This is a genomic window from Microbacterium oleivorans (genome assembly GCF_001644225.1).
GTDB lineage: Bacteria > Actinomycetota > Actinomycetes > Actinomycetales > Microbacteriaceae > Microbacterium > Microbacterium gawkjiense.
The window spans coordinates 279,627-306,472 of sequence record NZ_LSTV01000002.1 but is presented as its reverse complement, the minus strand read 5'-3'; the positions used below and the strand labels follow the sequence as shown (position 1 = coordinate 306,472).

The 26,846-nt window shown below is 70.7% G+C and carries 28 protein-coding genes and 1 pseudogene; 18 read left to right on the top strand and 11 right to left on the bottom strand.

The window, feature by feature from the left end; translation table 11 throughout:
* Positions 1 to 79: 79 nt before the first annotated feature.
* The 8 genes and pseudogenes from AYL44_RS08115 to AYL44_RS08080 form a co-directional block, all read right to left on the bottom strand.
* On the bottom strand, positions 80 to 1,594 hold the full coding sequence (locus AYL44_RS08115) for a phytoene desaturase family protein (RefSeq protein WP_082886163.1): 1,515 nt from the start codon (positions 1,592 to 1,594) through the stop codon (positions 80 to 82).
* A pseudogene (locus AYL44_RS08110) lies at positions 1,501 to 2,469 on the bottom strand (UbiA family prenyltransferase); the annotation flags it as partial. The gene AYL44_RS08115 and the pseudogene AYL44_RS08110, both read right to left, overlap by 94 nt.
* Positions 2,415 to 3,323 (bottom strand): NmrA family NAD(P)-binding protein, encoded by a 909-nt coding sequence (locus AYL44_RS08105; protein WP_064002770.1) that lies wholly within the window; start codon positions 3,321 to 3,323, stop codon positions 2,415 to 2,417. The pseudogene AYL44_RS08110 and the gene AYL44_RS08105, both read right to left, overlap by 55 nt.
* Positions 3,324 to 3,386: 63 nt before the next feature.
* Positions 3,387 to 3,968, bottom strand: coding sequence for a class I SAM-dependent methyltransferase (locus tag AYL44_RS08100; protein WP_064002769.1), 582 nt, complete (start codon positions 3,966 to 3,968; stop codon positions 3,387 to 3,389).
* Positions 3,969 to 4,056: 88 nt separating this feature from the next.
* Positions 4,057 to 4,551 carry a gluconokinase gene (locus tag AYL44_RS08095; RefSeq protein WP_064002768.1) on the bottom strand — a complete coding sequence of 165 codons (495 nt, stop codon included), beginning with the start codon at positions 4,549 to 4,551 and terminating at the stop codon, positions 4,057 to 4,059.
* Entirely contained in the window at positions 4,548 to 5,570 is a 1,023-nt protein-coding gene (locus AYL44_RS08090; RefSeq protein ID WP_064002767.1) for an L-idonate 5-dehydrogenase, read from the bottom strand. Before AYL44_RS08090 ends, AYL44_RS08095 begins: the two co-directional genes overlap by 4 nt.
* A 15-nt stretch (positions 5,571 to 5,585) precedes the next feature.
* Entirely contained in the window at positions 5,586 to 6,353 is a 768-nt protein-coding gene (locus tag AYL44_RS08085; RefSeq protein WP_064002766.1) for an SDR family oxidoreductase, read from the bottom strand.
* On the bottom strand, positions 6,346 to 7,728 hold the full coding sequence (locus AYL44_RS08080) for a GntP family permease (RefSeq protein ID WP_064002765.1): 1,383 nt from the start codon (positions 7,726 to 7,728) through the stop codon (positions 6,346 to 6,348). Before AYL44_RS08080 ends, AYL44_RS08085 begins: the two co-directional genes overlap by 8 nt.
* A 168-nt stretch (positions 7,729 to 7,896) precedes the next feature.
* Between AYL44_RS08080 and AYL44_RS08075 the strand changes: the two genes are divergently transcribed.
* The 11 genes from AYL44_RS08075 (at position 7,897) to AYL44_RS08025 (ending at position 15,391) form a co-directional block, all read left to right on the top strand.
* Entirely contained in the window at positions 7,897 to 8,601 is a 705-nt protein-coding gene (locus AYL44_RS08075) for a FadR/GntR family transcriptional regulator (protein WP_064002764.1), read from the top strand.
* A 165-nt stretch (positions 8,602 to 8,766) separates the two neighbouring features.
* A complete protein-coding gene (locus AYL44_RS08070; RefSeq protein ID WP_064002763.1) occupies positions 8,767 to 9,048 on the top strand; it encodes a metal-sensitive transcriptional regulator in 282 nt (93 codons plus the stop codon).
* 28 nt (positions 9,049 to 9,076) lie between these two features.
* Positions 9,077 to 9,364 carry a heavy-metal-associated domain-containing protein gene (locus AYL44_RS08065; RefSeq protein ID WP_064002762.1) on the top strand — a complete coding sequence of 96 codons (288 nt, stop codon included), beginning with the start codon at positions 9,077 to 9,079 and terminating at the stop codon, positions 9,362 to 9,364.
* On the top strand, positions 9,361 to 11,538 hold the full coding sequence (locus AYL44_RS08060; RefSeq protein ID WP_064002761.1) for a heavy metal translocating P-type ATPase: 2,178 nt from the start codon (positions 9,361 to 9,363) through the stop codon (positions 11,536 to 11,538). The genes AYL44_RS08065 and AYL44_RS08060 overlap by 4 nt, the downstream gene beginning before the upstream one ends.
* Positions 11,539 to 11,762: 224 nt before the next feature.
* On the top strand, positions 11,763 to 12,362 hold the full coding sequence (locus tag AYL44_RS08055; protein ID WP_064002760.1) for a hypothetical protein: 600 nt from the start codon (positions 11,763 to 11,765) through the stop codon (positions 12,360 to 12,362).
* Positions 12,359 to 12,901, top strand: a complete 543-nt coding sequence (locus AYL44_RS08050) for an RNA polymerase sigma factor (protein WP_197471617.1) — start codon at positions 12,359 to 12,361, stop codon at positions 12,899 to 12,901. The genes AYL44_RS08055 and AYL44_RS08050 overlap by 4 nt, the downstream gene beginning before the upstream one ends.
* Positions 12,902 to 12,963: 62 nt before the next feature.
* Positions 12,964 to 13,497: a GNAT family N-acetyltransferase gene (locus AYL44_RS08045; protein WP_082886151.1), complete on the top strand. Its 534-nt coding sequence runs from the start codon at positions 12,964 to 12,966 to the stop codon at positions 13,495 to 13,497.
* Positions 13,494 to 13,703 (top strand): hypothetical protein, encoded by a 210-nt coding sequence (locus tag AYL44_RS08040; protein ID WP_157532594.1) that lies wholly within the window; start codon positions 13,494 to 13,496, stop codon positions 13,701 to 13,703. The genes AYL44_RS08045 and AYL44_RS08040 overlap by 4 nt, the downstream gene beginning before the upstream one ends.
* 4 nt (positions 13,704 to 13,707) lie before the next feature.
* Entirely contained in the window at positions 13,708 to 14,136 is a 429-nt protein-coding gene (locus AYL44_RS08035) for an SRPBCC family protein (RefSeq protein WP_064002757.1), read from the top strand.
* A gap of 81 nt (positions 14,137 to 14,217) precedes the next feature.
* Positions 14,218 to 14,649, top strand: coding sequence for a hypothetical protein (locus AYL44_RS08030; protein WP_064002756.1), 432 nt, complete (start codon positions 14,218 to 14,220; stop codon positions 14,647 to 14,649).
* Positions 14,650 to 14,734: 85 nt separating this feature from the next.
* The gene (locus AYL44_RS08025) at positions 14,735 to 15,391 is read left to right on the top strand and encodes a hypothetical protein (protein ID WP_157532592.1); all 657 of its coding nucleotides are present in this window, start codon (positions 14,735 to 14,737) and stop codon (positions 15,389 to 15,391) included.
* Positions 15,392 to 15,400: 9 nt separating this feature from the next.
* Here the strand turns inward: AYL44_RS08025 and AYL44_RS08020 are convergent, their stop codons facing one another.
* Both AYL44_RS08020 and AYL44_RS08015 read right to left on the bottom strand, forming a co-directional pair.
* Positions 15,401 to 16,138 (bottom strand): SDR family NAD(P)-dependent oxidoreductase, encoded by a 738-nt coding sequence (locus AYL44_RS08020; RefSeq protein ID WP_064002754.1) that lies wholly within the window; start codon positions 16,136 to 16,138, stop codon positions 15,401 to 15,403.
* Between the two features lie 23 nt (positions 16,139 to 16,161).
* Positions 16,162 to 17,715 (bottom strand): cryptochrome/photolyase family protein, encoded by a 1,554-nt coding sequence (locus AYL44_RS08015; RefSeq protein WP_064002753.1) that lies wholly within the window; start codon positions 17,713 to 17,715, stop codon positions 16,162 to 16,164.
* Positions 17,716 to 17,809: 94 nt separating this feature from the next.
* Here AYL44_RS08015 and AYL44_RS08010 point away from each other — a divergent pair, with 94 nt between their 5' ends.
* Positions 17,810 to 18,802, top strand: coding sequence for an alpha/beta fold hydrolase (locus tag AYL44_RS08010; RefSeq protein WP_064002752.1), 993 nt, complete (start codon positions 17,810 to 17,812; stop codon positions 18,800 to 18,802).
* A 149-nt stretch (positions 18,803 to 18,951) separates the two neighbouring features.
* Here AYL44_RS08010 and AYL44_RS08005 read toward each other — a convergent pair whose 3' ends face one another.
* A complete protein-coding gene (locus AYL44_RS08005; RefSeq protein ID WP_064002751.1) occupies positions 18,952 to 20,145 on the bottom strand; it encodes an ROK family protein in 1,194 nt (397 codons plus the stop codon).
* Positions 20,146 to 20,273: 128 nt separating this feature from the next.
* Here AYL44_RS08005 and AYL44_RS08000 point away from each other — a divergent pair, with 128 nt between their 5' ends.
* The 6 genes from AYL44_RS08000 (at position 20,274) to AYL44_RS07975 (ending at position 26,806) form a co-directional block, all read left to right on the top strand.
* On the top strand, positions 20,274 to 21,575 hold the full coding sequence (locus AYL44_RS08000; protein WP_064002750.1) for an ABC transporter substrate-binding protein: 1,302 nt from the start codon (positions 20,274 to 20,276) through the stop codon (positions 21,573 to 21,575).
* The gene (locus AYL44_RS07995; RefSeq protein WP_064002749.1) at positions 21,572 to 22,495 is read left to right on the top strand and encodes a carbohydrate ABC transporter permease; all 924 of its coding nucleotides are present in this window, start codon (positions 21,572 to 21,574) and stop codon (positions 22,493 to 22,495) included. Before AYL44_RS08000 ends, AYL44_RS07995 begins: the two co-directional genes overlap by 4 nt.
* Positions 22,495 to 23,415, top strand: a complete 921-nt coding sequence (locus AYL44_RS07990; RefSeq protein ID WP_064002748.1) for a carbohydrate ABC transporter permease — start codon at positions 22,495 to 22,497, stop codon at positions 23,413 to 23,415. Before AYL44_RS07995 ends, AYL44_RS07990 begins: the two co-directional genes overlap by 1 nt.
* Positions 23,416 to 23,444: 29 nt before the next feature.
* Positions 23,445 to 25,139, top strand: coding sequence for a glycoside hydrolase family 13 protein (locus AYL44_RS07985; RefSeq protein ID WP_064002747.1), 1,695 nt, complete (start codon positions 23,445 to 23,447; stop codon positions 25,137 to 25,139).
* Positions 25,140 to 25,243: 104 nt separating this feature from the next.
* Positions 25,244 to 26,119: an Fpg/Nei family DNA glycosylase gene (locus tag AYL44_RS07980; RefSeq protein ID WP_231872755.1), complete on the top strand. Its 876-nt coding sequence runs from the start codon at positions 25,244 to 25,246 to the stop codon at positions 26,117 to 26,119.
* Positions 26,120 to 26,155: 36 nt separating this feature from the next.
* A complete protein-coding gene (locus tag AYL44_RS07975; RefSeq protein WP_064002745.1) occupies positions 26,156 to 26,806 on the top strand; it encodes a GNAT family N-acetyltransferase in 651 nt (216 codons plus the stop codon).
* Positions 26,807 to 26,846 lie beyond the last annotated feature (40 nt).

The window sequence follows — 26,846 nt, the reverse complement described above, 5'->3', positions numbered from 1 at the left end:
AGAGACGGCCCGCGTTCCGGGGACGCTTCCTGTCGCTCACGCCCCGCGCACGCGACGACTCGCGTCCCCGGAACCCCAATCAGACCGGATGCCGCCGCAACAGCTTCGCGGCGACCATCATCGCTCCGCCGAGCACGGCGGGGATTCCGCCGCCCGGGTGCACGGATGCGCCGACGCGCCACAGCCAGGGCGTCCGCGGGTCGTGGTGCGCGGGGCGGTGCAGCGGGCCGCTCATCCACAGCGGTCGCGCGGCGCCGTACAGCGCGCCGTGGCGCTCGCCGAAGGTGCCGAAGTAGCGCGGGTCGAGGACCGCGGCATCCGTCATCGTGTCGGTCAGCAGTTCATCGAGACCCATCGTCCGCGAGATCCGTTCGACCTCGCGGCGCACGAACGGATGCTCGAGGCTGTACCCCGCGCCGTCGGCCGGCGCGGTGAGCAGCAGCGCGAGCGTGCTGCGGCCGTTCGGGTAGATCTCGCCCGCCCGGTACAGGTTCACGAACGCCATCGTGTCGGCGGGCTCGTCGCCCGCGGCGAGGCTGCGGAACAGCGCGTCGGGCTTGGTGGGGAGGATGACGCTGTGCGCCGCGATCCGCTCGGGCAGCGGCTCGCGCAGCGCACCGTAGATCGCGACCGCCGAGCATGACAGCGCGCGCGCCCGTCGCGGCCGCCGGCCGAGCAGCGCCTCGACGCGGTCCGCGTCGAGGGCGCTCACGACGACGTCGGCGGCGAACGATCCGCCGGCCGTCGTGACGCGGCCGCGCTCGAGGCGCGTCACGGTCTCGCCGGTGCGGATGTCGACATCCGCGGCATCCGCCATCCGTTCCAGCGCGAGCGGGATCTCGAACACGCCGCCGCGCGGAACCCACACGCCGGATGCCGCCATGATCGCCGGCATGCTCGCATAGAGCGCGGGCGTCTGCGACGGCGACACCCCGGCGTTGAGGGTGTGGATCGCGATGATCTCGCGCAGCCCGTCGGGCATCCACGTGAGGCTGTCGAGGTAGGCCCGGGTGCTGAGCCGCGGGCCGTAGACGGAGAGCAACCGGCGCAGCGCCGGCAGCGACCGCCGGTCGAGCGGGTCGGCGACGAGTAGCGCGGTCACGTCGTCGGCGAGCGGCGCGTGCAGATCGCTGAACCGCTGCCACGCCGGGTACCAGCGGTGGTCCGGCGGCACGGGGAGGGTGACCTCCTCGCCGTCGTAGTAGTACCGGCCGACCTCGGGCAGCCGTTCGAGCTGGAGCTCGTCGGCCGCACCGAGGCGCTGCCGCAGCTCGTCCCACACCCCCGGGAAGGTCACGAGCGACGGCCCCGAGTCGATGCGCTCACCGTCGACCTCGAGCCTGCGGCTCTTGCCGCCGACCCGATCCGCCGCCTCGAGCAGGGTCACCTCGTGACCGGCACGGGCGAGAAGAGCGGATGCCGCCAGCCCCCCGAGTCCGGCACCGACCACCACGATGCGGCTCATCCGTACGCCTCGAAGAACATCTTCGTCAGCTGCAGCCCGCTCGCCACCGACCCGGCGACGTACGGGAAGGCGATCGACACCGGGTAGAGGCGGCGACCGGTCGCGGGAGTGGGGCGCACCAGCATCCACACGACGAGGACACCGGCGATGACGGCGTTGAGCGCGGCGACCGGGATGCTGACGAACGCGAACAGCACGCTCGACACGAGCCACCAGAAGCCGCTCCAGAGCGCCGTGCCGCGCGGTCCGAGGAGGACGGCGGTCGTCCGGATGCCGGCCTCGCGGTCCTCGTCGATGTCCTGGACGGCGTCGTAGGCGTGCTTCGCGACGCTCCAGACGAGCAGCCCGGCCACGGCGGGCCACAGCGGCGGAGCGCCAAGCGCGACGGGGACGATCAGCAGCGGAAGCCCGTAGGCCGCGTTGCTGAGCGAGTCGAGGAACGGCCGCTGCTTGAAGCGCAGCGGCGGCGCCGAGTAGAAGACGAACACCGCCGTGTAGAGCAGGATCAGCGCGTTCGCGGCGAGCGGGTAGGCGATCAGGAACCACACGAGGAACGGCACATTGGTGATCGCGACGGCCCAGACGATCGTCCGCACCTCGCGCGGCTCGATCCGGGCGCCCTCGATCGACCCCTTGCGCGGGTTCAGGGCGTCGGTCTCCTGGTCGAAGATGTCGTTCACGCCGTAGATCAGCAGGTTGAACGGCAGCGTCAGCCAGACGAGGAGCGGGATCGCCGCAGGATCCAGCAGCGCGCCGGTGAGCCACATCCCGAGCACGCCGGTGCCGATCGTGTTGATCCAGAGCACGGGGCGCGAGATGTGGACGAGGCGCCCGAGGGTCGCCCACGCAAAGGCGAGGGATGCCGGGGCGGGCGGATGGTCGATGGCGGGGCTCCTCGGGTGGCGACGGCGCAGACGACCGTGTTCCGCGATTGTATGCGGGCTGCGGGTCAGGCCTGCGAGCCGGCGAGCCAGGGCTGCAGGATGTCGCGGCCTGAGGTCCACGGGTGCGGACCATAGCGATCGTTGTCGACGTGGTGCAGCTCGGCCTCGCCGCTGAACATGCTGACGAAATACTGCATCCCCTGCCAGGCGGGGAAGGTGTCCTCGGGATCGCGAGAGAGGCGACGCCCCACCGCGGCCATGGCCGAGAGCGTCCCCGTCGTGCCCGCCCACTGCAGCGTGAAGGTCTTGCCGCTGAGCTCGGTGGCGAGCTCGGCCACCTGACGCGCGGTCACCCGGTCGCCGGCGACCTCGACGACGCGCGGGGCGTCGGCATCGAGGGCGACCAGGGCGACGGTCCGGGCGGTGTCGTCCTTCGTCGTGACGTCGAGCACCTGATCCGCCGACGACCAGTAGAGGACGCGCTTGCGATCGCGGAGGATCATGGGCGCCTGGCCGGCGAGCAGCTCGGTGAACACTCCATTGAGCACGGACGTCGCCTGGATCGGCGCGGCATCGAGGTCCGCGGCGAACTCGCGGCGCAGCTCGAGGTTGCGGTTGGTTCCCGGGGTTAGGCGCCGGTAGTCGGCCGAGTAGTCCGACGGGATGAAGCGGGGCACGCCGGCCGCGACGGCGGCGGCGAGGAGCGCGCGCTGCGCATCGACGATGACCGGTCGCGTTCCGCTGACGGCCGAGACGACGACGTCGGCACCGGATGCCGCGGCCACGAGCGCGTCATGGTCCGCGTAGTCGGCGGTCACGATCTCGACCCGCGGGTCGTCGCTGAAGTGGTCGGCCGCGGTCGAGTTCCCGGGACGGGTCAGCACCCGGAGCTGGACGTCGTGCTGGAGGAGCTCGCGGGCGATGCGGCTGCCGAGGTCGCCGGTTGCCCCGGCGACGAGAACGGTGGTGGTCACGAGGTCAGTCTGCGGATGACTGCACGATCCGGGCGAGGGGTTGCGCTGCGGAGCTCGTCGCGGTCAGAGGCGGCGGGCGATGATGTCGAAGAAGTGCCAGTGCTTGGGCCCTCGACCCGACGGGCCGTCCCTCTCGCGCTCGACGAGCTCGACGATCTCCCAGTCCGAGAGCAGTTCCGCGACCTCGCTCGCGGAGTGCGTCAGCACGTCATCACGCTCAGCCCAGTCGTCGCGATGTCCGAAAAGCTGGCCCGCGAACACGCCACGCGGGCGCAGAGCTGCGGTGAGGAGCTCCCAGATGTGAGCGAATTCGGCGACGCTCGCGAACGGCAGCGAATAGCTCGCGAAGACGAGGTCGGCATCCGGCAGGTCGTCGACCGCTGCGAAGGACGCGTCACGCGCATCGAGCCAGGACGACGCGTGTCCGCTCGCCGCGATGCGCTCACGCAGCCCGGGCGTCGCGTCGACAGCCACGACCTGCCAGCCCTGATCGAGCAGGAATCGCGAATCCACGCCGTCACCAGCGCCGAGGTCGATCGCGGTCCCTACGCGGCTCACGTGTTTGAGGGCCGCGATGAGGTGGGGCCGCGGCGCCCGGCCCGTCGCCGCAGAGTAGTACTGCTGCCAGTCGTTTGACCCCGTCATCGGACCATTCTCGCGCGCGTCGCGTCGCGTGGCGTCGCGGCGGGGGGTGTGACAGGGGAAGGATGCGGGCCGGGGCGGCGTCCGCGTGCTACGCGACGTCCAGCGCGATGCGCGCGCGGCGCGCGACGTCGAGGATGCGGCCGACGTTCTCGATCGCGACGCCGGGCTCGTCCGCCCCGAGGTGCTCGAGGGTCGCGAGCTGCGAGGCGAGGAGCGCCGGTGGCATGAAGTGCTGACGTGACCGCATCCGTCGGTCCAGTTCCTCGGGCGAGACGACCAGCTCCACGAAGCGGACGTCGGCTGCGGCGGCACGGATGCGGTCGCGATAGCGGCGCGCCAGCGCGGAGCATGCGACGACGAGGCCGGGTGCGTCGGCGAGCGTCCTGCCGACGATGTCGAGCCAGGGCGCGCGGTCCTCGTCGTCGAGGGGGTGCCCGGCCTCCATCTTCGCCACGTTCGCCGCGGGATGCAGGTCGTCGGCGTCGACGAAATCCACGCCGAGATCGACGGCGAGGGCGGCTCCGACCGCGGTCTTGCCCGACCCGCTCGGCCCCATGACGACGATGCGCGGTGCGGTGCTCACGATGCCACCTTCGCAGAGTTCATCGCGACGACGACCTTGCTGCTGTCGGCGGGTCGGCGGGCCGTCTCGAACGCCTCGACGGCGTCGGCCGGAGCGAACTCGTGGGTGATGACGGACTCGATCTCCGGACGGCGGCCCAGGACCTCGATCGCACGGTCGATCTCGTCGAGGAACCGGAAGGCGCCGGTGAGGGTCGCCTCCTTGGAGATGAGCGGCGCGATGTTCACGCCGACCGGCTGATTCGGCAGCATCCCGATCTGCACGATGGTGCCGCGCCGACGGACGGCGGCGATCGCCGACGACACGGCGGGCGCCGCGCCAGAGCACTCGAGCACGACGTCGTAGGTGTCCGAGGGGATCGCGTCCTCGCCGACCCGCCACACGGCATCGGCCCCGAGCGCGCGCGCCCGGTCGAGCGGCTCGGGCAGCAGGTCGGTGATCTCGACGCGAGCCGCCCCGGCCTCCTGCGCGGCGACGACGGCGAGCAGTCCGATGGGACCCGCGCCGCAGACGAGCACGCGCGCGCCGGCGAGCGAGCCCGCGCGGCTCGCGCCGTGCAGGGCGACGGCGAGGGGCTCGGCGAGGGCGGCGCGACGCACGGGCAGTTCTGCGGGCAGCGTCCGGATCATGCCGGCATCCACCACCAGGTACTCGCTCATCGCGCCCTGCGTGTGCGGGGTGGTCGCGGCACTGCCGAGGTAGCTGCCGCCGGAGCGCAGATGGGGCTCGACCGGAGTCGACCCTTCGGGACCGAAGCGGGCGGGATGCACCGTCACCGGCGTGCCGGGCGCGAAGCGCCCGTCGGGGTCGAGGTCGACCCAGCCTGACAGCTCGTGCCCGGGAACGAGGGGCTCGGTGACGACGAACGCGCCGTTTGCGCCCTCGCCGTAGTAGTGCAGGTCGGATCCGCAGATCCCCACGTACCCCACCCGGATCCGGACCTGCCCGGCGTCGGGCTCGGGGACGGGGTGCTCGGCCACGGTGAGGTCGAGCTTTCCGTTGATGACGACGGCGTCCATGTCTTGCTCCTCTTGTCAGACGACGGCGGTCATGCCGCCGTCGACGAACAGGTTCTGTCCGTTCACGAAGTCGCTCGCTGCCGAGGCGAGGAACACGAGCGGGCCGCGCAGTTCCGCGACATCGCCCCAGCGACCGGCCGGGGTGCGCTGGGTGACCCAGTCCGAGAAGTCTGCATCGGCGACGAGCGCCGCGTTCATCTCGGTGGCGAAGTACCCCGGCGACAGCGTGTTGACCTGGATGCCGTGGCGCGCCAGGTCCGCGGCCATCCCCCGGCTGAGCTGGGCGATGCCGCCCTTGCTGGCCGCGTACGGCGCGATGGTCTGCCGCCCGAGCAGCGACTGGACCGAGGCGACGTTGATGATCTTGCCGGAGCCGCGCGCGATCATGCCGGGCGCGACGAAGCGCGACACGTAGAAGGCGCTCGACAGGTTGCTCGAGATCACCGCATCCCAGTCAGCGACGGGGAACTCCGCGAAGGGTGCCCGCCGCTGGATCCCGGCGTTGTTCACGAGGATGTCGGGGGTGCCGACCCGCTCGACGAGGTCACCGATCGCCTCCTCGACAGCCGCGGCATCCGTCACGTCGAACAGGGTCGTCTCGGGACGGATGCCGGTGCGCTCGCCGATCGCGTCGGCGCTCCGCTCCGTCGCCTCGGCGTCGCGGCCGTGCACGATGATGCGGGCGCCGGCATCCGCCAAGCCGAAGGCCAGGCTCTGCCCGAGCCCCCGCGACGAGCCCGTCACGAGGGCCAGGCGGCCGGTCAGGTCGAAGACGTCAGACAAGGGACACCAGACCGAAGATGCCGAGCACGATGAGGAAGCCGACGAGCGACTCGATGGCCTGCTGCACCGTCCAGGTCTTGAGCGTGGTCTTGACGTCCATGCCCATGAGGCGGCCGACGAGCCAGAAGCCCGAGTCGTTCACGTGCCCCGCGAAGACGGAGCCCGCCGCAGTGGCGAGGACGATACAGGCGACCTGCAGCGGGTTGAAGCCGCCCGACACGACGGCCGGTGCGACGAGCCCCGCCGCGGTGACAAGGGCGACGGTCGCCGACCCCTGCGCCACGCGGAGGAGAACGGCGATGATGTAGGCGGCGAAGATGACCGGGACGCCGATCGAGGCCAGCGAGTCGGACAGTGCGTCGCCGATGCCCGACGCCCGCAGGACGCCGCCGAACATGCCGCCGGCGCCGGTGATGAGCACGACCGAGCAGATCGGTCCGAGAGCGGACTCGACGATCTTGTCCAGCGCGCTGCCTCCGACGCCGCGGCGGGTGCCGAGGACGAACAGGGCGACGAGGACGGCGATGAGCAGCGCGACCTGGCTCGTGCCGATGAGGCCGAGCGCCTGGACCCAGACGGCGGTGCCGTCGACGGCTCCCGACGAGACGAGCGCCGCGGACCCGGTGTTCAGGAGGATCAGGACGAGCGGGATGGCGATGACGCCGATGACGGTGCCGGCCTTGGGCGGGTTGGTGGGCTCGACGTCCTCGCCGAACAGGCGCGGGATGGCGAGCGGGATGCGGCGGTCGATGAAGCGCGCCCAGAGGTAACCGCTGACGTACCACGTCGGGATCGCCACGACGAGACCGATGAGAAGCACGAGCCCGAGGTTGGCGCCATAGGTCTCGCTCGCCGTGATGGGACCGGGGTGCGGCGGGACGAAGACGTGCATGACCGAGAACGCGGCGGCGGCCGAGATGCCGTAGAGCAGCATGTGCTTGCCGCCGATGCGGCGGGCGACGGCGAAGATGATCGGCAGCATGACGACGAGCCCGGCGTCGAAGAACATCGGGAAGCCCATGAGGAGCGACGCGACGCTCAGGGCGATGGCAGCGCGCTTCTCACCGAAGACCGAGACCATCTTCTCGGCCAGCACGCGCGCGCCCCCCGAGCTCTCGATGAGGGCGCCGAGCATCGCGCCGAAGCCGACGAGGAGCGCGACCGTGCCGACGGTCGAACTGAAGCTGTCGATCAGCACCTTTCCGATGCTGGCGACCGGGATGCCGGTGGCCAGTGCTGTCAGCAGCGAGACCAGCACGAGCACGATGAAAGCGTGCAGGCGGACCTTGATGATGAGCAGCAGGATCAGGGCGACCGCTCCGGCCGCGATCAGAAGCAGCGGCACTGCTCCGAGTGTTTGCGTCCACTCGTCCATGGGTGTGTTCTCCAGTGAATCGTCCCTATGCCGGGGTCTTTCCCGACAGCGAGCCCACGGTGCCACATAAGTAGTACTTTTGGCAAGCGATTAGTAGTACTTTTCGCATGCCGCGACTGTTCCCCTGGCATCCGCGGGGTAACGTGAGGGTCGCAACGAAGGACACCGATGCCCACGCCCGTCACCACCGCGTCCCACGCCCACATCGTCGAGACCCTCGGTCGCCGCATCGTCGGCGGCGAGCTCGCACCGGGGACGGGTCTGACCCTCGCCGGGCTCGAGGAGTCGTTCGCGGCGTCGCGGACCGTCGTGCGCGAGGCGGTGCGCGTCCTCGAAGCCCATGGACTGTTGACGTCGCGCCGCCGCGTGGGAATCGTCGTCCGCCCGCGCGAGGAGTGGGACGCCCTGAACGCCGACATCATCGAATGGTCCCTCGACGGCCCGAACCGGCGCGACGTGATCATCGAGCTCACCGAGCTCCGCGTCGCCGTCGAGCCGGTCGCCGCCCGCCTCGCCGCGGAACGCGCGACGGCGTCTGACCGCGAGGAACTCCTTCAATGGGCGACGGTGCTGAGCGATCTCGGCGGGCAGGGCCTCGGGGATTCGGACGAGTACCTCGAGGCCGACATCGCGTACCACCGGCTCCTGCTGCGCGCGTCGGGGAACCCGCTGTTCCTGAAGCTGAGCGAGCCCATCGCCGAGATCCTTCGCGGCCGGTCGGTGCGGGGACTGACGCCGGGGATGCCGCGGGTCGGCACGCTCGAAGCGCACCTCGCGACGGCGCAAGCGATCCATGACGGGCGCGGCGCGGATGCCGAGGCGTCGGCGCGCGAGCACCTGACGCTCGTGTCGGACGAGGTCGAAGGGGCCTGACCCGGACTGGGCGCGGCCGCGGCATCCGCTCACCTGTCGCGAAGTGCGGCCGCGCGCGGCGTGTTGTGACAGGCGAAGACCGGGGGTGGGGAATCCTCCGACGCTCGGGATGCCGAGACTCGCGGCGCCTTGACGTACATACCCTAGGGGGGTACCGTATCCATCGTGAACGGTTACGACGCGAACAAGGATGACCTGCAGAAGCGGCTGCGCCGCGTCGAGGGGCAGGTGCGCGGCATCGCCCGCATGGTCGACGAGGACAAGTACTGCATCGACATCCTCACGCAGGTGTCCGCGGCGACGAAGGCCCTTGAGACCGTCGCCCTCTCGCTGCTCGCCGACCACCTCAGCCACTGCGTCGCCGAGGCGAGCGCCGAAGGCGGGCAGGTCGCCGCCGACAAGATCCGCGAGGCGAACGACGCGATCGCCCGTCTCGTCCGCTCCTGAACTCGCTCCTGAACCTGGAGGAAATACCATGACCGACCGCATCCACTTGGGCCTCACCGACGTCTCCGCATCCGTGACGCCTGCCGCCCCGGCATCCGCTGTCACCGAAGAACTGCTCGTCACCGGTATGACGTGCGGCCACTGCGTCGCGAGCATCCGCGAGGAGCTCTCCGAGATCGCCGGCGTCGAGGCCGTGACCGTCGACCTCGTCGCCGGCGGCACCTCGCACGTCACCGTGCACAGCGCGACCCCCCTCGACGACGACGCCCTGACCGCCGCCATCGAGGAGGCCGGATACACCCGGGTGTCGGCGTGAGCACCACCGACGTCGAACTCGACATCTCCGGGATGACCTGCGCCTCGTGCGCCACCCGGATCGAGCGCAAGCTCAACAAGCTGCCCGGGGTCGAGGCATCCGTCAACTACGCCACCGAGAAGGCGCGCGTGCGTGCCGAGGGTATCGACACGGCGCAGCTCATCGCGACGGTCGAAGCCGTCGGGTACGCGGCGGCGGTGCCCGCACCGGAGCCCGAGACGACGGAGGCGGATGACGAGACGAAGCCGCTCCGCAACCGTCTGCTGATCAGCGCCGCCCTGTCGTTGCCGGTCGCGCTGATCTCGATGATCCCGGCGCTGCAGTTCGAGTACTGGCAGTGGCTCGCGCTGACCCTCGCGGCTCCCGTCGCGGTGTGGGGCGCGTGGCCGTTCCACCGGGCCGCGGCCGTCAACCTGCGCCACGGCGCCGCGACGATGGACACCCTCATCAGCCTCGGCGTCATCGCCTCGTTCGGCTGGTCGCTGTACGCGCTGTTCTTCGGCGGCGCGGGCATGCCGGGCATGACGATGTCCTTCACGCTCATCGGCGCGCCGCGGGCGGGCGGACACGAGATCTACCTCGAGGTCGCCGCGCTCGTCACCGTCTTCATTCTCGCCGGGCGCTACATCGAGGCCCGCGCGAAGCGGGCGTCGTCCGAGGCGCTGCGCGCGCTGCTCGAACTCGGGGCGACGGATGCCGCGAAGCTGCAGAACGGTGTCGAGACGCGCGTGCCGGTGTCGCAGTTGGTCGTCGGCGACACGGTCGTCGTGCGTCCGGGCGAGAAGATCCCCTCGGACGGACTCGTCACAGCGGGGATGAGCAGCGTCGACGCGAGCATGCTGACGGGTGAATCGATGCCCGTCGAGGTCGCCGAAGGTTCCCGTGTCGTCGGCGCGACGATCAACGTCGGCGGACGCCTCGAGGTGCAGATCACCCGGGTGGGTGCCGACACCGAGCTGGCGCGGATGCGGCGGCTCATGGAAGAGGCGCAGACCGGCAAGGCCGAGGTGCAGCGCCTCGCCGACCGGGTCTCGGCCGTCTTCGTCCCCGTCGTGATCGGCCTCGCGCTCGTCGCCTTCGCCGGCTGGACGGTCGCCGGTGCGCCATGGGAGCTCGCGTTCACCGCCGCCGTCGCGACGCTCATCATCGCGTGCCCGTGCGCGCTGGGTCTCGCGACCCCGACCGCGCTGCTGGTGGGAACCGGGCGCGGGTCGCAGCTCGGCATCCTGATCCGAGGACCTCAGGTCCTCGAGCAGACCCGCACCGTCGACACGATCGTCCTGGACAAGACCGGCACCGTCACGACCGGGCGGATGAGCGTGACCGAGGTGATGCCCGCGGGCGTCTCGCGCGAGGAGCTGCTCGCCGTTGCGGCGGCGGTGGAGTCGGGGTCGGAGCACCCCGTCGCGCGGGCCATCGTCGCGGCGTCGACATCGGGAAGCGTCGAGTCGTTCCAGTCGCACGCCGGGTTCGGGGTGCAGGGCGTCGTGGACGGAGCGTCAGTCGTCGCCGGGCGTCCGTCGTGGCTCGCGGAGCAGTGGGCCGTCGCCGTTCCCGCCGACCTGCCCGAGGGCACGGTCGTCGCCGTCGCCCGGGACGGGGAGTACCTCGGTGCGATCGTCGTCGCCGACACGGTCAAGCCCACGAGCGCCGCGGCGATCGCACGGTTCCGTGAGCTCGGTCTCGAGCCGATCCTGCTGACCGGCGACACCGCCTCCTCGGCATCGCGGGTCGCCGCCGAGGTCGGGATCTCCCGCGTCGAGGCCGGGGTGACGCCGGCGGGCAAGCTCGACGCGATCCGCCGGCTGCAGGGCGAAGGCCGGGTCGTCGCGATGGTCGGCGACGGTGTCAACGATGCCGCGGCGCTGGCCGCTGCCGACCTCGGGATCGCGATGGGTGGCGGGACGGATGCGGCGATCGCGGCATCCGACATCACCGTCGTCTCGGGCGATCCCCTCGTCGTCGCGGACGCGGTGCGCCTCGCGAGGCGGACCCTCGGGATCATCAAGGGCAACCTGTTCTGGGCGTTCGCGTACAACGTGGCCGCGATCCCGCTGGCGATGGCCGCGCTGCTGAACCCGCTCGTCGCCGCCGCCGCGATGGCGCTGTCGTCGGTGTTCGTAGTGACGAACAGTCTGCGGCTGCGCGGGTTCCAGGCGGTGGGGCGGGGCTGAGGCGCGTGCCCGTGGCGTGTTCGCGGGCAGGGTGTTCACGGATGCAATGGATGCCGCGCGACACGCCGCGCCCCGGCATCCGTCCCCGGCGTGTCGCCTCGGATCCATTGCATCGGTGAACGGCCGGAGCCGCACCGCGCCGCTGCGCCGTGGGAGAGTCTGCTGACGCGCGCAACGTTTCGGTCGCTGCCGGGAATGTCAGGGGAGAAGGCAGGAGGAGCCGAATGAACCCGACGGATCTCGACGACACGCTCACGACGATGGCGGTGCCGCTGTCGTCGGAACTCCGCACCGCCGCCCTCGGTGTGGTGGATGCGACGACGCCGCGTCGTGTGCGCGAGGGGAAGAGACCTCGAGCGCGGTGGGTCCTCCCGGTGGTCGTCGGCGGTGCACTCGCACTGACGGCGGGGGCCGGGACGGCCAGCGTGATGATGTCCCATTGGGCCGGCGTGGGGATGCCGCTCGAGAACGTCCGCAGCAACGAGCCCATCCCCGTCACGTGGACCACCGGAACAGGCCACGTCGAGCAGTGCCGGGCCTGGATCGAGTTGCGCAACCCCCAGGTGGGCGACCCGGCGACCCTCGATCGCGCGATCAGCCAGCACGGCTGGACGGGTCTGGGGCAGCGCCTGTACGACGCCGCACCCCCTCTCGCCGGCGATGCGGACGGCGAGCGTCGCGTCGACGAGGCGTTGGAGCCGGTGCTGCGCTCCTTCGCCGGTGAGGCGTTCCCCGGTGTCGCATGGCTCGGCGAGACGCGCAATGCGTCCGCGCGCGCGGTCGACGCGTGGGGGATGACGTGTGTCCCCGAGGCGGAAGGATGAGGCGTTCCGACGATCGGGCGGCGCGGATGGAGGCGGCCGTGCGTGCGCACGCGCCCGATCTGCTCGCGTACTTCGCGCGCCGCGTCCGATCCGAGAGCGACGCCGCCGACCTGCTGGCGGACACGCTCCTCGCCCTGTGGCGCCGAGCCTCGTCGCTGCCCCCGGCCGACGACGATGTGCGCCCGTGGATGTTCTCGTTCGCGCGCGGCATCCTGCTGCATCACTTCCGGGGTGCGACCCGGCGCCATGCCCTCGCCGACCGGTTGCGGGATGCGCTGGCCGGCACGGCGAACCCCGGGTTCGCGGACACCCACGAATACGACGAACTCCTTAGGGCCGTTCGGGCGCTCGACTCCGTGGACCGGGACATTATCGGTCTCGTGCACTGGGAGGGGTTCTCGCTCATCGAGGTGAGCCGGATCCTCCGGATGAAGCAGGGCACCGTCCGCAGCCGCTACCACCGGGCGAAGACGCGTCTCCGGAAGCAGCTCGAAGATCAGCCGCACGCGTCGACCCCAATCGGATCCCACCCAGGGTGAGGGCATGTTCACCGTCGCCAGGCGCTGCGCGCTCAGTCCCGGGTGTGTGCCACGGTGGGGGGATGGCGATCACCGATCCCTCGTGGCGGCACCCGGACCCGACCCGCTCCCGCATCCGGCTGGATGTCGTGCCGAGTGATGTGATCCACGGGTTGGCACGCGGCGAAGCGAGTGCGGAGTCGGTGTCGCCGTACCTGGCCGGTCCGGAGTTCCGGGGTCTTTGGCGCATCCGCAGCGCGCAGATCGCAGCGAGACCGGCGGACGCCCCCTGGGTGACCCGGTTCATCATCACCCCCGAGGTCTCCGCTCCCATCGGGGTCGCCGGCTTCCACGGTGGCCCGGACGAGTCCGGCATGGTCGAGGTCGGGTACAGCGTCGATCCCGGTTGGCGACGTCGAGGCTGTGCCCGCAGCGCGTTGGAGATCCTGATCGCCGAGGCGCGCAGCCACCCCTCTGTGCGGACCATCCGTGCGACGATCGCTCCCGACAACCTGGCCTCGATCGAACTCGTCACGGCTTACGGCTTCACGGAGAACGGCGAGCAATGGGACGAGGAAGACGGCCGCGAGATCATCTACGAGATCGCCGCTGCATGACCATGACGGGGCGTGCGCGCATCATCATCGGCGTTCTGGGTGGGGCAGTCCTCGTCCTGTCGATCGTTCTCGACACCGCAGGGTCGCCGGGGTGGTCGACAGCGGCGCTGAGGCTGCTCGGTGTGTTCCTCGTCATCTTCGCGCTCGGTGCCGGGATGCTCCCCCCGCCCCACGCGTCGACCCCCATCGGATCCCACCTAGGGTGAGGACATGTTCACCGTCGCCGAGTCCGTCACGATCGACCGCCCGGTGGACGAGGTGTTCGCCTTCTTCACCGAGGGGCGCGCCCGCTGGGACGAGTCGGTCATCTCGGAGGAGCTGACCTCGCCTCCGCCCGTCGGCGTCGGGTCGACACTGCACACCCGGATGCGGGCAGTCGGGCAGGAGTTCGCGTTCGACTGGCGCGTGACCGGGTACGAACCCGGCTCCCGCATGGCGATCACCAGCACCAGCGGCGTCATGGCGACGTCGTCGGAGCTGACGTTCGCCGACGCGAACGGCGCGGCCCTCGTGAGGGTGCGCATCGAGGCGGAACCGACCGGCGTCATGCGCCTCGCGCAGGCGATGATCGCCGGCGAGGTTCGCTCCACGCTCACGGCGTCGCTCGCAAAAGCCAAGCGCGTGCTCGAGCAGGGCTGACGACCAGCATCATCCTTCCGATGGACGCGGATGCCTCGCGAGGCCGATGATCGCGGCGCGGCATCCCCGTAGACAGGGAGCATGAACCGCGCACTCGCTGCCCTGTCCCTCGCCCTCCTCGCCGCCGGCCTGACCACGGCGTGCGCGCCGACGTCGAGCGACATCGAGGAACGCGTGCTCGGAACGGTCGCCGCGGGGTCGACCCTCACCGTGACCGACCTGCTCCCCGAGGAGGGGGCGAAGCGGTTCACGGTCGCCTGTCCGTACGAGACCGCCGCGGATCTCGCCGCCCGGCTCGACGTCGACGCGAAGGCAGTTCCCGACCTCTCGGACCGCGATGACTCGCAGGCGCTCGTCGTCGTGACGGCGGACGGGATCGACGCGGGCGAACTCCCCCGCGATCGGGTCGACTTCTGCTCGACGGGCGGCGCGTGGCCGGTGTACCCGGGCGACGCCGACGACAGGCTCGCCGTCACGCGGAACGGCGACGACGTCTACGTCGTGACCCGCTGACCTACTTCACCAGCGGGCGGATCATCCGATGGCGGACCGGTCGCTCGCGCCGACCGGGGGTGGAGGTACGTGACAGACTCACGTCATGTCTCGCGCGCAGCATCGCATCCCCGAGGTGGCGACCACTCTGCAACCCGCGAGAAAGCCGGTTCGACGGCCGGGAACCGCCCAACGGGCACTTGCGCCCCTGGCCCTCCTCGCGATCTGTACCGGCACAGCTGGGTGCGCGCCCGACCCGACGGACACGGCGTTGCAGGAGGGGGTCGTCCGCTCGGTCGGCATCCTGCTTGAGGACGTCCGGTCGTCGCTGCACGACGGTTCGTTCGATTCTCTCGGCGCTTTCGTCGAGGAGAACGGCATCCCCCTCGGCGAGGCGTCTGCCGACCGCGGCGTCGGGTTGCCGTGGCTGTTGGCGGCGGGCGCGGGAGCCGCGGAGGTGCAATCCACCTTCGCCGAATTCGGTCCCACGGGCGTTCGCGATCCCGTGGTTCTCGGCGTCGAATCCGCAGGGACGCACGGCACGGTGCGTCTTTTCGTGCGCATGGGGACGACGGACAGCGTCGGGTTCGGCCGTCACCTGTTCGTCTATCACGCATGCGTCGATCTGGCCATCGACGTCGAATTCGCTGCGGCGATTGCCGTGCGCACGGAATGCACTGAGCTGCCCCCCGCTCTGACCATGCACTCGAACGACCTTCCTCGCGGGGCGGCAGAGGTCGGACGCATGTGGCCGGCGTCGTGACCCGCTGACCTACTTCACGAGCGGGCGGATCGTGGTGAACCCGCCGTCGACCGGGATCACCTGACCGGTGATGCGGGCGGCATCCGCCGACAGCAGCCAGTCCATGACCGCCGCCACGTCGTCGGCACTCTGCACCCCGCCCAGCGGGTACTGCTTCTCGGCGCCCTCCCGCTGCATCGGGACGCTCAGCATCCCGGCCGTCATGGGGGTGTCGGTCATGCCCGGAGCGACCGCGTTGACCCGGATGCCGCGACTCGCATACGTCGCTGCGGCGCTGCGGACGAGCGCCTCGACGCCGCCCTTCGCCGCCGCGATCGCCTCGTGGTTCGCGACGCCGATGCGCGCGACGACGGAGCTCGCGAACACCGCCGCGCCGGGCTCCTTGCCGGTCGCCTCGAGCCACGCCTGCAGCATCCAGATGCTGCTCTCGAGGTTCACCCGCAGGATGTCGCGCGCCGCGTCGGCCTTCGTGCGGTGCAGCGGCGTGATGAGCGTGCTGCCCACCGCGTGCGCGAGCCAGGCGGGCGCGTCACCCAGCTCGGACCGGCACCCCTCGAGTGCGGCGGCGGCACCCTCGGGCGTCGTCACGTCGGCCTCGATGTGCGCGTCCGCCTCGACGGCGGTGAGGGATGCGGCATCCCGCCCCACCGCGGCGACCCGCAGCCCGCGTGCCCGCAGCCGCGCGACGAGGGCACTGCCGACGCCGCCGCGGGCGCCGGTGACGAGGGCGATGTCGGTCGAGGTCATGGTGTCTCCTTGCTCGGGTGTGGTCAGGCGTGGCTCGGCACGGGGACGTCGCCGCGGCGGATCGCGTCGGCGCGTTCCTGGATGCCGGTGATCTCGTCGTCGTCCAACCGCGCCACGTTCCTCACCTGCAGCGACATGCGGTGGTTGGCGGCCAGCGGCTCCTCGTGTCGGATCAGGTAGTCCCAGTAGAGGGTCGTGAACGGGCACGCGTCGTCGCCGACCCGCTTCGCGGGATCGAAAGGGCAGGTCTTGCAGTACGGGCTCATGCGATCGATGTACTTGCCGGTCGCGGCATACGGCTTGCTGCCCATCAGTCCACCGTCGGCGTACTGGCTCATCCCGAGGGTGTTCGGCAGCTCCGCCCACTCGACCGCGTCGACGTACACCGCGAGATACCAGGCGTGTACTTCCCTCGGGTCGACGCCGAGCAGCATCGCGTACAGACCCGTCACCATGAGGCGTTGGATGTGGTGCGCGTAGCCGTTCTCGAGCGTCGTGCCGATCGCGTCCTGCAGGCACGCCATCGCGGTGTCGCCGGTCCAGTAGAAGTCCGGTAGCGGCTCGAACGCCTCGAACGCATTCCGTTCGAGGTATCCGGGCATCTGCGTCCAGTAGATCCCGCGGACGTACTCGCGCCAGCCGAGGATCTGGCGGATGAACCCTTCGACGGCCGCGAGCGGCGCCTTCTTCGCGCGATACGCCGCCTCGGCCGCGGCGACGACCTCGCGCGGCGTCAGCATCTTCAGGTTCATCGACGACGACAGGTGCGCGTGCCACAGCCACGGCTCGCCCGGCCACATCGCGTCCTGCGTCTCACCGAAGCCCGGCAGCCGCTCGGCGATGAACAGGTCGAGCGCCTCGAGCGCCTGCGCCCGGGTCACCGGCCACGCGAACGAATCCAGCGAGCCGGGATGGTCGCCGAACCGCTTCTCGACCAGCGCGATGACGTCCCGGGTGATCTCGTCGGGCTCGAACCGGGCGCGCGACGGCACGAGGCCCGGGCCCTGCTTCGGGAATGCCTTGCGGTTGTCGGCGTCGTAGTTCCACTGCCCGCCGACGGGCTGGCCACGCGTCGTCATCAGCACGTCGTGCTTCTTGCGCATCTCGCGGTAGAAGTACTCCATCCGCAGCGCCTTGCGGCCCGCGGCGTGCGCGGCGAACTCCGCGACGGTGCTGAAGAAGTGCCGATCCTCACGGATCTCCAGCGGGATGCCGGTGATCTCGGCGACCTCGCGGAGCGCCTCCCGCACACGCCACTCCCCGGGCTCCGTCACGATGAGCGCCTCGGGCTTCAGCGTGGTCAGATCGGCGGCGAGCTGCTCGGCGAGCGACCCCCGGGTCCCGCGGGCGTCGAGCTTCGCGTAGTGGAGGGGGCGCCCGGCATCCGTCAGTTCGGCGGCGAAGTGGCGCATGGCGGCGAGGAAGACGGCGGTGCGCTGCTTCGTGCTCCACACGTGCTCGGATTCCTCGGCGACCTCTGCCATCCAGACGGCATCGTGAGCCGCGTCGAAGTCGTCGAACGCGCTCGACTCGTGGTCGAGCTGGTCGCCCAGCACGATGACGAGGTGGCGCAGCATGGCGCCAGCGTAGGAACGCCGCGGACCGATCCCCAGCGCTTGTGCGCGGTCGGGCCCTGCGCTAGCGGTGCGCGCGACCTGGCATCCTGGGGGCATGCCCGCGACAGAGGACGCCCCCGACGTCGACGTCGAGCATGTCGGCCACGGCGATCGCCGCACGCGGGTCACGCGGGTCGAGACCACCGCGGGCGACGGCGGCCGCCCGTTCGTGCTGGTCGCGGGGGTCGGGGTCGCGGCGACCTACTTCGAGTTCCTCGCGCCGTCGCTCGCCGAGCACGGCGACGTGTTCGCCCTCGACCTGCCGGGTTTCGCCGGGATGCCGCGCCCCGGCGACCAGCCCACGGCCGAGTTCTTCGCTGATCGGGTCGAGGAGGTGCTCGACCACTACGGGCTCGATGACCCCGTGATCATCGGCCACTCGATGGGCACGCAGGTCGTCACCGAGGTACTCATCCGCCGGCCGCAGCTGCGTCACGCCGTGCTCGTGAGCCCCGTGGTCAACGACCAGGAGTCGTCGCTCCCGATCGTCGCGCTGCGGTTCGCGCAGTCCGCCACCCGCGAGACGTTCCACCTCGCCATGACAGCGCTGTCGGCGTACGTCCTCTGCGGCTTCGTCTACTTCGTGCAGGTGTTGCCGCACATGCTCCGGTACCGGCTGATCGAGCGGATGCCGCTCGTCGAGGCATCCGTCCTGTTGATCCGCGGCGAGTACGACGCGACGTCCCCGCGCCGGTTCCACTCGCGGCTGGTCGCGGCGGCGAAGAACGCGCGCCGCTGGGAGATCCGGGGAGCGGCGCACTCGATCATCAACGCGCACGCCGTGGGTGCCGCCGACCTCGTCGTGAAGCACGCGAACGACTCGCTCGCCCCGAAGGGACGGATGCCGGCCGAGGAGGCGGTCGTCCCCCCGCCGCCGCACGCGGGACTCGACATCGTCCTCAGCGCGATGCGCGAGCGCTTCGCGGAGTGGTGGTCGGCCGCCCGCGGCGACGAGGCGGGCGTCGAGCGCGCGAAGGAGCGTCATGCGAGTATCCTCTGGCGCGCCTACACCCGCTCGGGCCAGGACCCCCGCCGCGGGGCACGCTGACCCGGCGTCGCCCCCCGCGCGCGGCCCCTCTCCGCCGAATCACCACTCGCGTGCCGAGTCACCACGCAGATGTCGCCACACGGGTGGTGATTCGGCGATCGGGTGGTGATTCGGCAACCGACGCCGACTGTCGCCGCGCTGCGCGCCGCTCAGCCGGCGGCGCCCCACACGTCGAGCACCCGCTCGCGGGCCGACGCGACAGCGGCGGCGACCGCACCCGTCACGACCACCTCGCCGCCGAGCGTCGAGGCGACGAGCTCGGGTGCGGGCAGGTCGAGGTCGGTCGGCAGCGAGCGCCGGGCGGCGGCGACCACCTCGGCCACGCCGTCGGCGATCGCCCCCGAGACGACGACCCGTTCGGGGTCGAACATGCTGCCCAGCACGCTGACGATGCGGGCGAGCGCGAGGCCTACCCGGTCGACGATGCGCAGGGCATCGGCATCCCCCTGCGCGGCCATCGCGAGCACCGTCCGCGCGTCGAGCGATTCCGGCGCGACGTCGCGGAACCCCGCCGTCGCCTCGCCGGACTGCGCGAGTTCGGCCGCCCAGGCGGCCACGCGATGTCCGAGGCCCTCGGCCCCGTGCACGCCGTCGACGTGGTCGAACGCGACCATCTCGCCGACGCCGCCGTGGCTGCCGCGCAGGAGCCGACCGTCGACGACCACCCCGGCGCCCAGGCGCGATCCTGCGAGCAGGGCGATGTAGTCCTGGCATCCGACCGCCGCGCCGACGGAACCTTCCGCGACCGCGGCCAGCGATGCGTCGTTCTCGATGCGCACGACGGGCGCCCACGAGAGGACGTCGACGAGGTCGGGGTTCATCCGCTCCCAGAAGCGGGTCGGATGCCGCGGCGACCGCCCCGTGCGATCGACCGGTGCGGGCACGCCGGCGCACACGGCGAGCACGTCGGCGCGCGCGACGCCTGCCGCAGCGAGGGCACGGTCGATCGTGTCGGAGACCACGGCGGCGCGGGCGGCCGCGTCGTCACGATCCAGCACGAGGCGCGCGTCGGCATCCGCGATCCGCTTCCCCCGCAGGTCCGCGACGGCAACGGATACGTGCTCGTGGCCGGCGTCGACGCCGACGACGACGGCCGCGTCGTCACGGAGCGCGAACCGACGGGCGGGTCGTCCCTTGCGGTAGTCGCCGGCGAGGCGGGCGTTCGGCAGCTCGCGCAGCAGGCCGCGTGCGACGAGCGCGTCGGTCGCTTCAATCGTGGTCGACCGCGTCAACCCCGTGGACTGCAGGGCCTCCGTCGCGGTGAACTCCGAGGAGTCCCACGCGAAAGCGAGCACGGCGTCCTGACTGGCAGGCCGTGCCGGGGAGGAGGCGAGTGTCGACATCGGGGTCTTGACCTTTCGGGACGCGCCCTGCAATATTGCCTGCATCACATTGATTTGGCGACTAAATATAATCGCCGGCATCACTTCCTGAGTGAGAACTTCGTCCGCAACGACGCGATCGGATACACATGTCATCGACCACTCCCCGCCGGCGGGCGGCCGCCGCGCTGGCCGTCGCCGCCCTGGGCGCCGCGACCCTGGCCGGCTGCTCCGCCGACGGCCGCGAGACCATCCGCTTCACCTTCAGCAAGCGCGAGGCGCTGACGTTCATGCAGGACGTCGTGAAGGACTACAACGCCTCGCAGGACGCCGTCACGGTCGAGATGGACACGTCGGGCGTCGACGTCGTCTCGGCGAGCTTCGTGCGCGGCAACCCGCCCGACATCATGCTGGCCAACTACAACTACGAAGTCGCCCGCTTCGTCCAGCGGTGCGCGCTCAGCGATCTCGGTGACACGGATGCCGCGGCCACGGTGCGCGAGGACCTGCAGCCGCTCATGGAGCAGTACGGCAACTGCGAGGGCCGCACGAGTGCACTGCCCTACTCCGTGATGGCCTCATCGGTCATCTACAACACTGAGATCTTCGAGGAGAACGGCCTCGAGGTGCCGACCACGTGGGACGAGCTGGTCGCCGTGTGCGACGCGCTCGAAGCCGCCGGCGTCACGCCGTTCTACGGCACGTTCAAGGACGACTGGACGGTCGCGCAGGGCTGGTACGACTACGCGATCGGCGGCTCCATCGACGTCATCGACTTCTTCGACGGGCTGGCCGCCGAGGGCGCCGACGTCGACGGGTCCTCGGACGTCTCGTTCGAGAAGGACTTCACGGGGCCGGCCGAGAAGATGTTGCAGCTGGCCACCGAGTACACCAACGAGGATGCCGACAGCCGGGCCTACGGCGACGGCAACCTCGCGTTCGGCGAGGGTCAGGCGGCGATGTACCTGCAGGGTCCCTGGGCCTTCAGCGAGATCGCGAAGACCGCGCCCGACGCCCCCCTCGGCACCTTCCCGCTGCCGATGACCGACGACCCCGACGACCGCGCGATCCGAGTGAACATGGACCTCGCGGCCATGATCCCCGACGCCTCCACGAAGAAGGACGCGGCGCGGGACTTCCTCGAGTACCTGTACCAGCCCGAGATCATCGAGGCCTACAACGAGTCCCAGCTCGGGTTCGCTCCGACGACGGATGCCGCTCCGCCCGACGACCCGAGGGTCCAGGGCATGCAGGAGTTCTACGACTCCGGCGCCATCTACCAGGGCCCGTCCGTCCTCGTGCCGAAGACGATCCCCGTCTTCGCCTACGCGCAGGCGCTGGTGTTCGGGCAGGACCCGGCACGGACGTTCGCCACCATGGACAGCGACTGGTCGCGGCTCGCGTTCCGCCAGCCCGTCCTCACCGACGAGGCTGAGGAGGCCACGCGATGACCACCACCACCGGGTCGACGACGACCCTCCTGACGCAGGGCGACCGCACGCGTCGGCGCAGCAGCAAACGCGTCGAACCGATCTATTACCTGTTCCTGCTGCCGACGGTGCTGCTGTTCACCCTGGCGATCACCGTCCCCGGGATCGTCGGCATCTTCTTCAGCCTGACCGACTCGATCGGGCTGGGGGAGTGGAACTTCATCGGGTTCACGAACTACATCGCCCTGTTCAGCGACCCCGCGATCCTGCAGAGCTACCTGTTCACGGCGGGCTTCGCCGTGGCGACGGTCATCGTGGTCAACATCGCGGCGTTCCTGCTGGCCGTGGGGCTGACCTCCCGCATCCGCTTCAAGACGGGCCTGCGGACGATCTTCGTGATCCCGATGGTCATCTCGGGCATCATCATCGCCTACGTCTTCAACTTCCTGTTCTCGAACTCGCTGCCCTCGGCGGGGTCGGCGCTCGGGGTCCCGTGGCTGCAGGAGAGCCTGCTCGCGAACCCCGACCTCGCCTGGATCGCGATCGTCATCGTCACCGCGTGGCAGGCGATCCCGGGCACGCTGCTCATCTACATCGCAGGGCTCCTGTCGGTCCCGGGCGACGTGTACGAGGCGGCCGACATCGACGGGGCGTCCAAGCGGCAGCAGCTGCTGCGCATCACCATCCCGCTCGTCGCCGGGTACGTCGTCATCAACGTGATCCTCGGCTTCAAGGGCTTCCTCAACGCGTACGACATCATCGTCGGCCTCACCGGCGGCGGTCCCGGGACCGCGACGCGCAGCGTCGCGATGACGATCATCGCGGGCTTCAACGGCGGCGACTACGCCTACCAGATGGCCAACGCGACGATCTTCTTCATCGTCGCGGTCCTCATCTCTCTCCTCCAGCTCTCGCTCACGCGGGGAAGGAACAAGGTCTGATGTCCACCACGCAGCCCGCGCTCGCCTTCGAACAGGCCGACGCCGTCACCGCCCCCGACCGCCCCACCGAACCGCCGCGCCGTCGGCGCAAGACGGGCGCCGAGCGCCCCAACTGGTCGGGCACCGTCATCCTCTTCCTGTGCTCGGTCACCGTGCTCCTGCCGCTGTACGTCACCATCTCGATGTCGCTCAAGACGACGGGGCAGGCCGTCGACGGCAACGCGTTCTCGCTGCCGGCCCCGTTCAGCTTCGACGGGTTCGTGCAGGCGTGGAACCTCACGCAGTTCCCCGTCGGCGCCGCGATCTCGTTCTTCGTCACGGCGGGGACGGTGGTCGCGACGATCATCCTGGCCGCGTTCGCGTCGTACGCGATCGTCCGCAACTGGGACCGCAAGCTCTTCCGCTACTCGTTCTTCTACCTGCTGGCGGCGATGTTCATCCCGTTCCCCGTCGTCGCGCTGCCGCAGATCCAGCTGACCGGACGCCTCGGCCTCGACAACCCGGTGGGCGTCATCCTGCTGGCGACGATGTTCCAGCTGAGCTTCAGCGTGCTGCTGTTCACGGCGTTCCTGCGCTCGATCCCCCTCGAGCTCGAGGAGAGCGCGCGCATAGACGGCGCGACGACGTGGCAGACGTTCTGGAAGCTGATCTTCCCGCTGCTCGCTCCGATGAGCGCGACGGTCGGCATCTTCGCCTTCCTCTACGCGTGGAACGACTTCATGCTGCCGTCACTGATCATCTCCGACCCCGCCATGCAGACGCTCCCGGTGCGGCAGAACCTGTTCCAGACGCAGTTCAGCAACAACTACAACGTCGCGTTCGCGTCGTACCTGATGGCCATGGCCCCCGCGATCCTCGCGTACCTCTTCACCCAACGCTGGGTGATGGAGGGCGTGACGCAGGGCGCCGTCAAGGGCTGATCGACCACCGCAACCTCGAAAGGACCCTCGTGACCTCCGACGTACAGACCGCACCCGAGACCGCCGACCTCACCGACGCCGAGCTGCCCGAATGGTGGCGTCAGGCGGTCGTCTACCAGGTGTATCCCCGCAGTTTCGCGGATGCCGACGGTGACGGCATCGGCGACCTTCGCGGCATCCGCTCCCGGGTGCCCTATCTGAAGGAGCTCGGCGTCGATGCGATCTGGATGAGCCCGTTCTACCCGTCCGACCTCGCCGACGGCGGGTACGACGTGGCGGACTACCGCGACGTGGACCCGCGTCTGGGCACGCTCGACGACGCGGACGCGCTCATCGCCGCCCTCCACGAGGCGGGTATCAAGGTCGTCATCGACATCGTGCCGAACCACACCTCCGACCGGCACGCCTGGTTCCAGGAGGCGCTCGCCGCCGGGCGCGGCTCGGCGGCGCGGGCGCGGTACATCTTCCGCGACGGCAAGGGTGAGAACGGCGAGGAGCCGCCGGCGGACTGGACGTCGGCCTTCGGCGGCCCGGCGTGGGAGCGCGTCGAGGACGGGCAGTGGTACCTCCACAACTTCGCCGTGGAGCAGCCCGACCTCGACTGGTCGAATCCCGAGGTGCGCGCCGACTTCGTGCGGACGCTGCGCTTCTGGTCCGACCGGGGCGTCGACGGGTTCCGTATCGACGTCGCGCACATGCTCACGAAGGACCTGCCCGACGAGCTTCCCTCGCAGGCCGAGCTCGACGCGATGCCGCGCGACGGGCAGCATCCGATGATCGACCGCGACGACGTGCACGAGGTCTACGCCGAGTGGCGTCGGGTGTTCAACTCCTACGACCCGCCGCGCACCGCCGTCGCCGAGGCGTGGGTCGACCCGTCGCGCGTGCCGCTGTACGCGAGCGCCGAGAGCCTGGGGCAGGCGTTCAACTTCGATCTGCTCGAGGCCGATTTCGACGCCGGCCAGTTCCGGCGGATCGTCGCCGACAACCTCGCGCTCGCCGCCTCGTCGGGGTCGTCGACGACCTGGGTGCTGTCGAACCACGACGTCGTCCGGCACGCGACGCGGTACGGGCTGCCGCATCCGGAGCGGGATGCCTCGGGCCGCCCCTCTCGCAAGCACGGCAACGAGTGGCTGCTCTCGGGCGGCGCCGAGCCCGCGCTCGACGCCGAGGCCGGCCTGCGGCGCGCCCGCGCGGCGAGCGCGTTCGTGCTGGGGCTGCCGGGCTCGGCCTACGTCTACCAGGGCGAGGAACTCGGGCTGCAGGAGGTCGCCGACATCCCCGACGACGAGCGGCAGGACCCGACGTTCTTCCGCAGCCCCGGCGAGGACAAGGGGCGCGACGGATGCCGGGTGCCGATCCCCTGGACCGAGTCCGGCTCGTCGTTCGGCTTCGGCTCGGGCGGATCGCACCTGCCGCAGCCGGAGTGGTTCGGCGCGATGTCGGTCGAGGCGCAGGAGGACGACCCCGCGTCGACCCTGAACCTCTACCGCCGTGCGCTGGAGCTGCGGCACGAGCTGCAGACGGTCGAGGAGCTGACCTGGCTCGAGCCGGGACGCGACGACGTGCTCGCGTTCTCGCGACCGAATGGCTGGATCGTGGTCACGAACTTCGGCGACGAGCCGGCCGATCTGCCCGCGGGTGAGGTGCTGCTCTCGAGCGCCGAGCTCGAGGGCGACCGGCTGCCCGCCGCGACGACGGTCTGGCTGCGCGCCGCGAGCTGAACCCCGGACGGCCCGTCTCGCACGTGCCGACGTGCTCGTGCGCGACTCCGCAGCGCCGAGTCACCACTTAACGGCCGAATCACCACCGGAATGCATGACGATGGGTGGTGATTCGGCACGCGGGTGGTGACTCGTGGTTCGGCTGGAGCGACACGGGGATGGGGAGACGGATGCCGGAGGGCGACAGTGTGTTCCGGTTGCGGCAGCGGCTGGCCGCGGCATCCGTCGGTCACACGATCGCCTCGGGTGAGTTGCGCTCCGGCGACGCGGCGGGCACGCCGCTCGCCGGGGCTCGGATCGCCTCGTACGACACGCACGGCAAGCACCTGCTGACCCGCTTCGACACCGGGCAGACGCTCCACACGCACCTGCGGATGCAGGGAAGTTGGACGGTGACGCGGCCGGGTCGCCGCATCCCGTCGCGCGAGGAGCATCGGGTGCGCGTGCGGATGCGTCTCGACGACGGATCGACGCTGTGGGGGATCGACCTGCCCGTGGTCGAGCTCGTCGCGACGGCGGGCGAGGGCGGCCTGCTCGCGTACCTCGGTCCGGATCCGCTGCGTGAGGACTGGGATGCCGCCGAGGCGGTGCGCCGGCTCGCCTCACGGCCCGAGCGTCCTCTCGTCGCGGCGCTCCTCGACCAGCGCAACCTGGCAGGGCTCGGCAACCTGTGGGTCAACGAGACCGCGTTCCTCTCCGGCGCGCATCCGTTCGCCCCGATCGGATCGGTCGACCTCGCACCGCTCGTCGAGAGGGCGGCGCGGATGCTGCGGATCTCGGCGACCGTGCCGGGGATGTACCAGGTGACCACCGGGTCGACGCGGAAGGGCGAGTCGCACTGGGTCGTCGGCCGCGCCGGTCGACCGTGCCTGCGGTGCGGCACCCGCATCCTCGTCCGCAACGAGGTCGCGAACGACCCCGAGCGTCGCCGCACCTGGTGGTGCCCGCGCTGCCAGCCCGAGTGTGACGCCGTCATGTGAAGGCGCGCCGCCCGCCGAGACGGGTAGGGTCCCGGCATGGAACTCGAGGAGATCTGGCCGCTGTTCGAACTCTCGATCGGCACGCCGAATCTGACCCTGCGCCCCGTCCGTGACGTCGACCTGCCGGGATTGGTTCAGGCGGCGGCGGACGGGGTGCACGACCCGGAGCGGATGCCGTTCGGCGTCCCCTGGACCGATGCGGATCCCGCTGATCTTCCCCGGAACCTGGCCGAGTACCAATGGAGTCTTCGCACCAGAGTGAACCCTGCACACTGGACAGTCGCGTTCGCCGTCCACGCGAACGGCCGTGTTGTGGGTTCGCAAGACCTGTCTGCGTATACCTTCGCCGACCGGCGAACCGTCAACACGGGCTCCTGGCTCACCAGGTCTGCTCAAGGCCGGGGCTGGGGAACCGAGATGCGGGCGGCGCTGCTGATGTTCGCGTTCGACGTTCTCGGGGCGGAATGGGCGGAATCCAGCGCAGCGTCCTGGAACGAGGCGTCCCTCGCCGTGTCCCGCAAGCTCGGGTACGAACTCAACGGCGTGACGCGCGTCGCCCCTCGGCAGGGTGAGCCCGTAGATGAACAGCGGGTTCGGTTGCATCGGGACGCCTTCATCCGACCTGACTGGTCCATCGCGGTCACCGGCGCGGAGTCCGTCCGCGCCCATCTCGGCGTCCTGACCTGACAGGCGCAACTCGGACGGCGCAACCCCTTCGCCCGTGTCG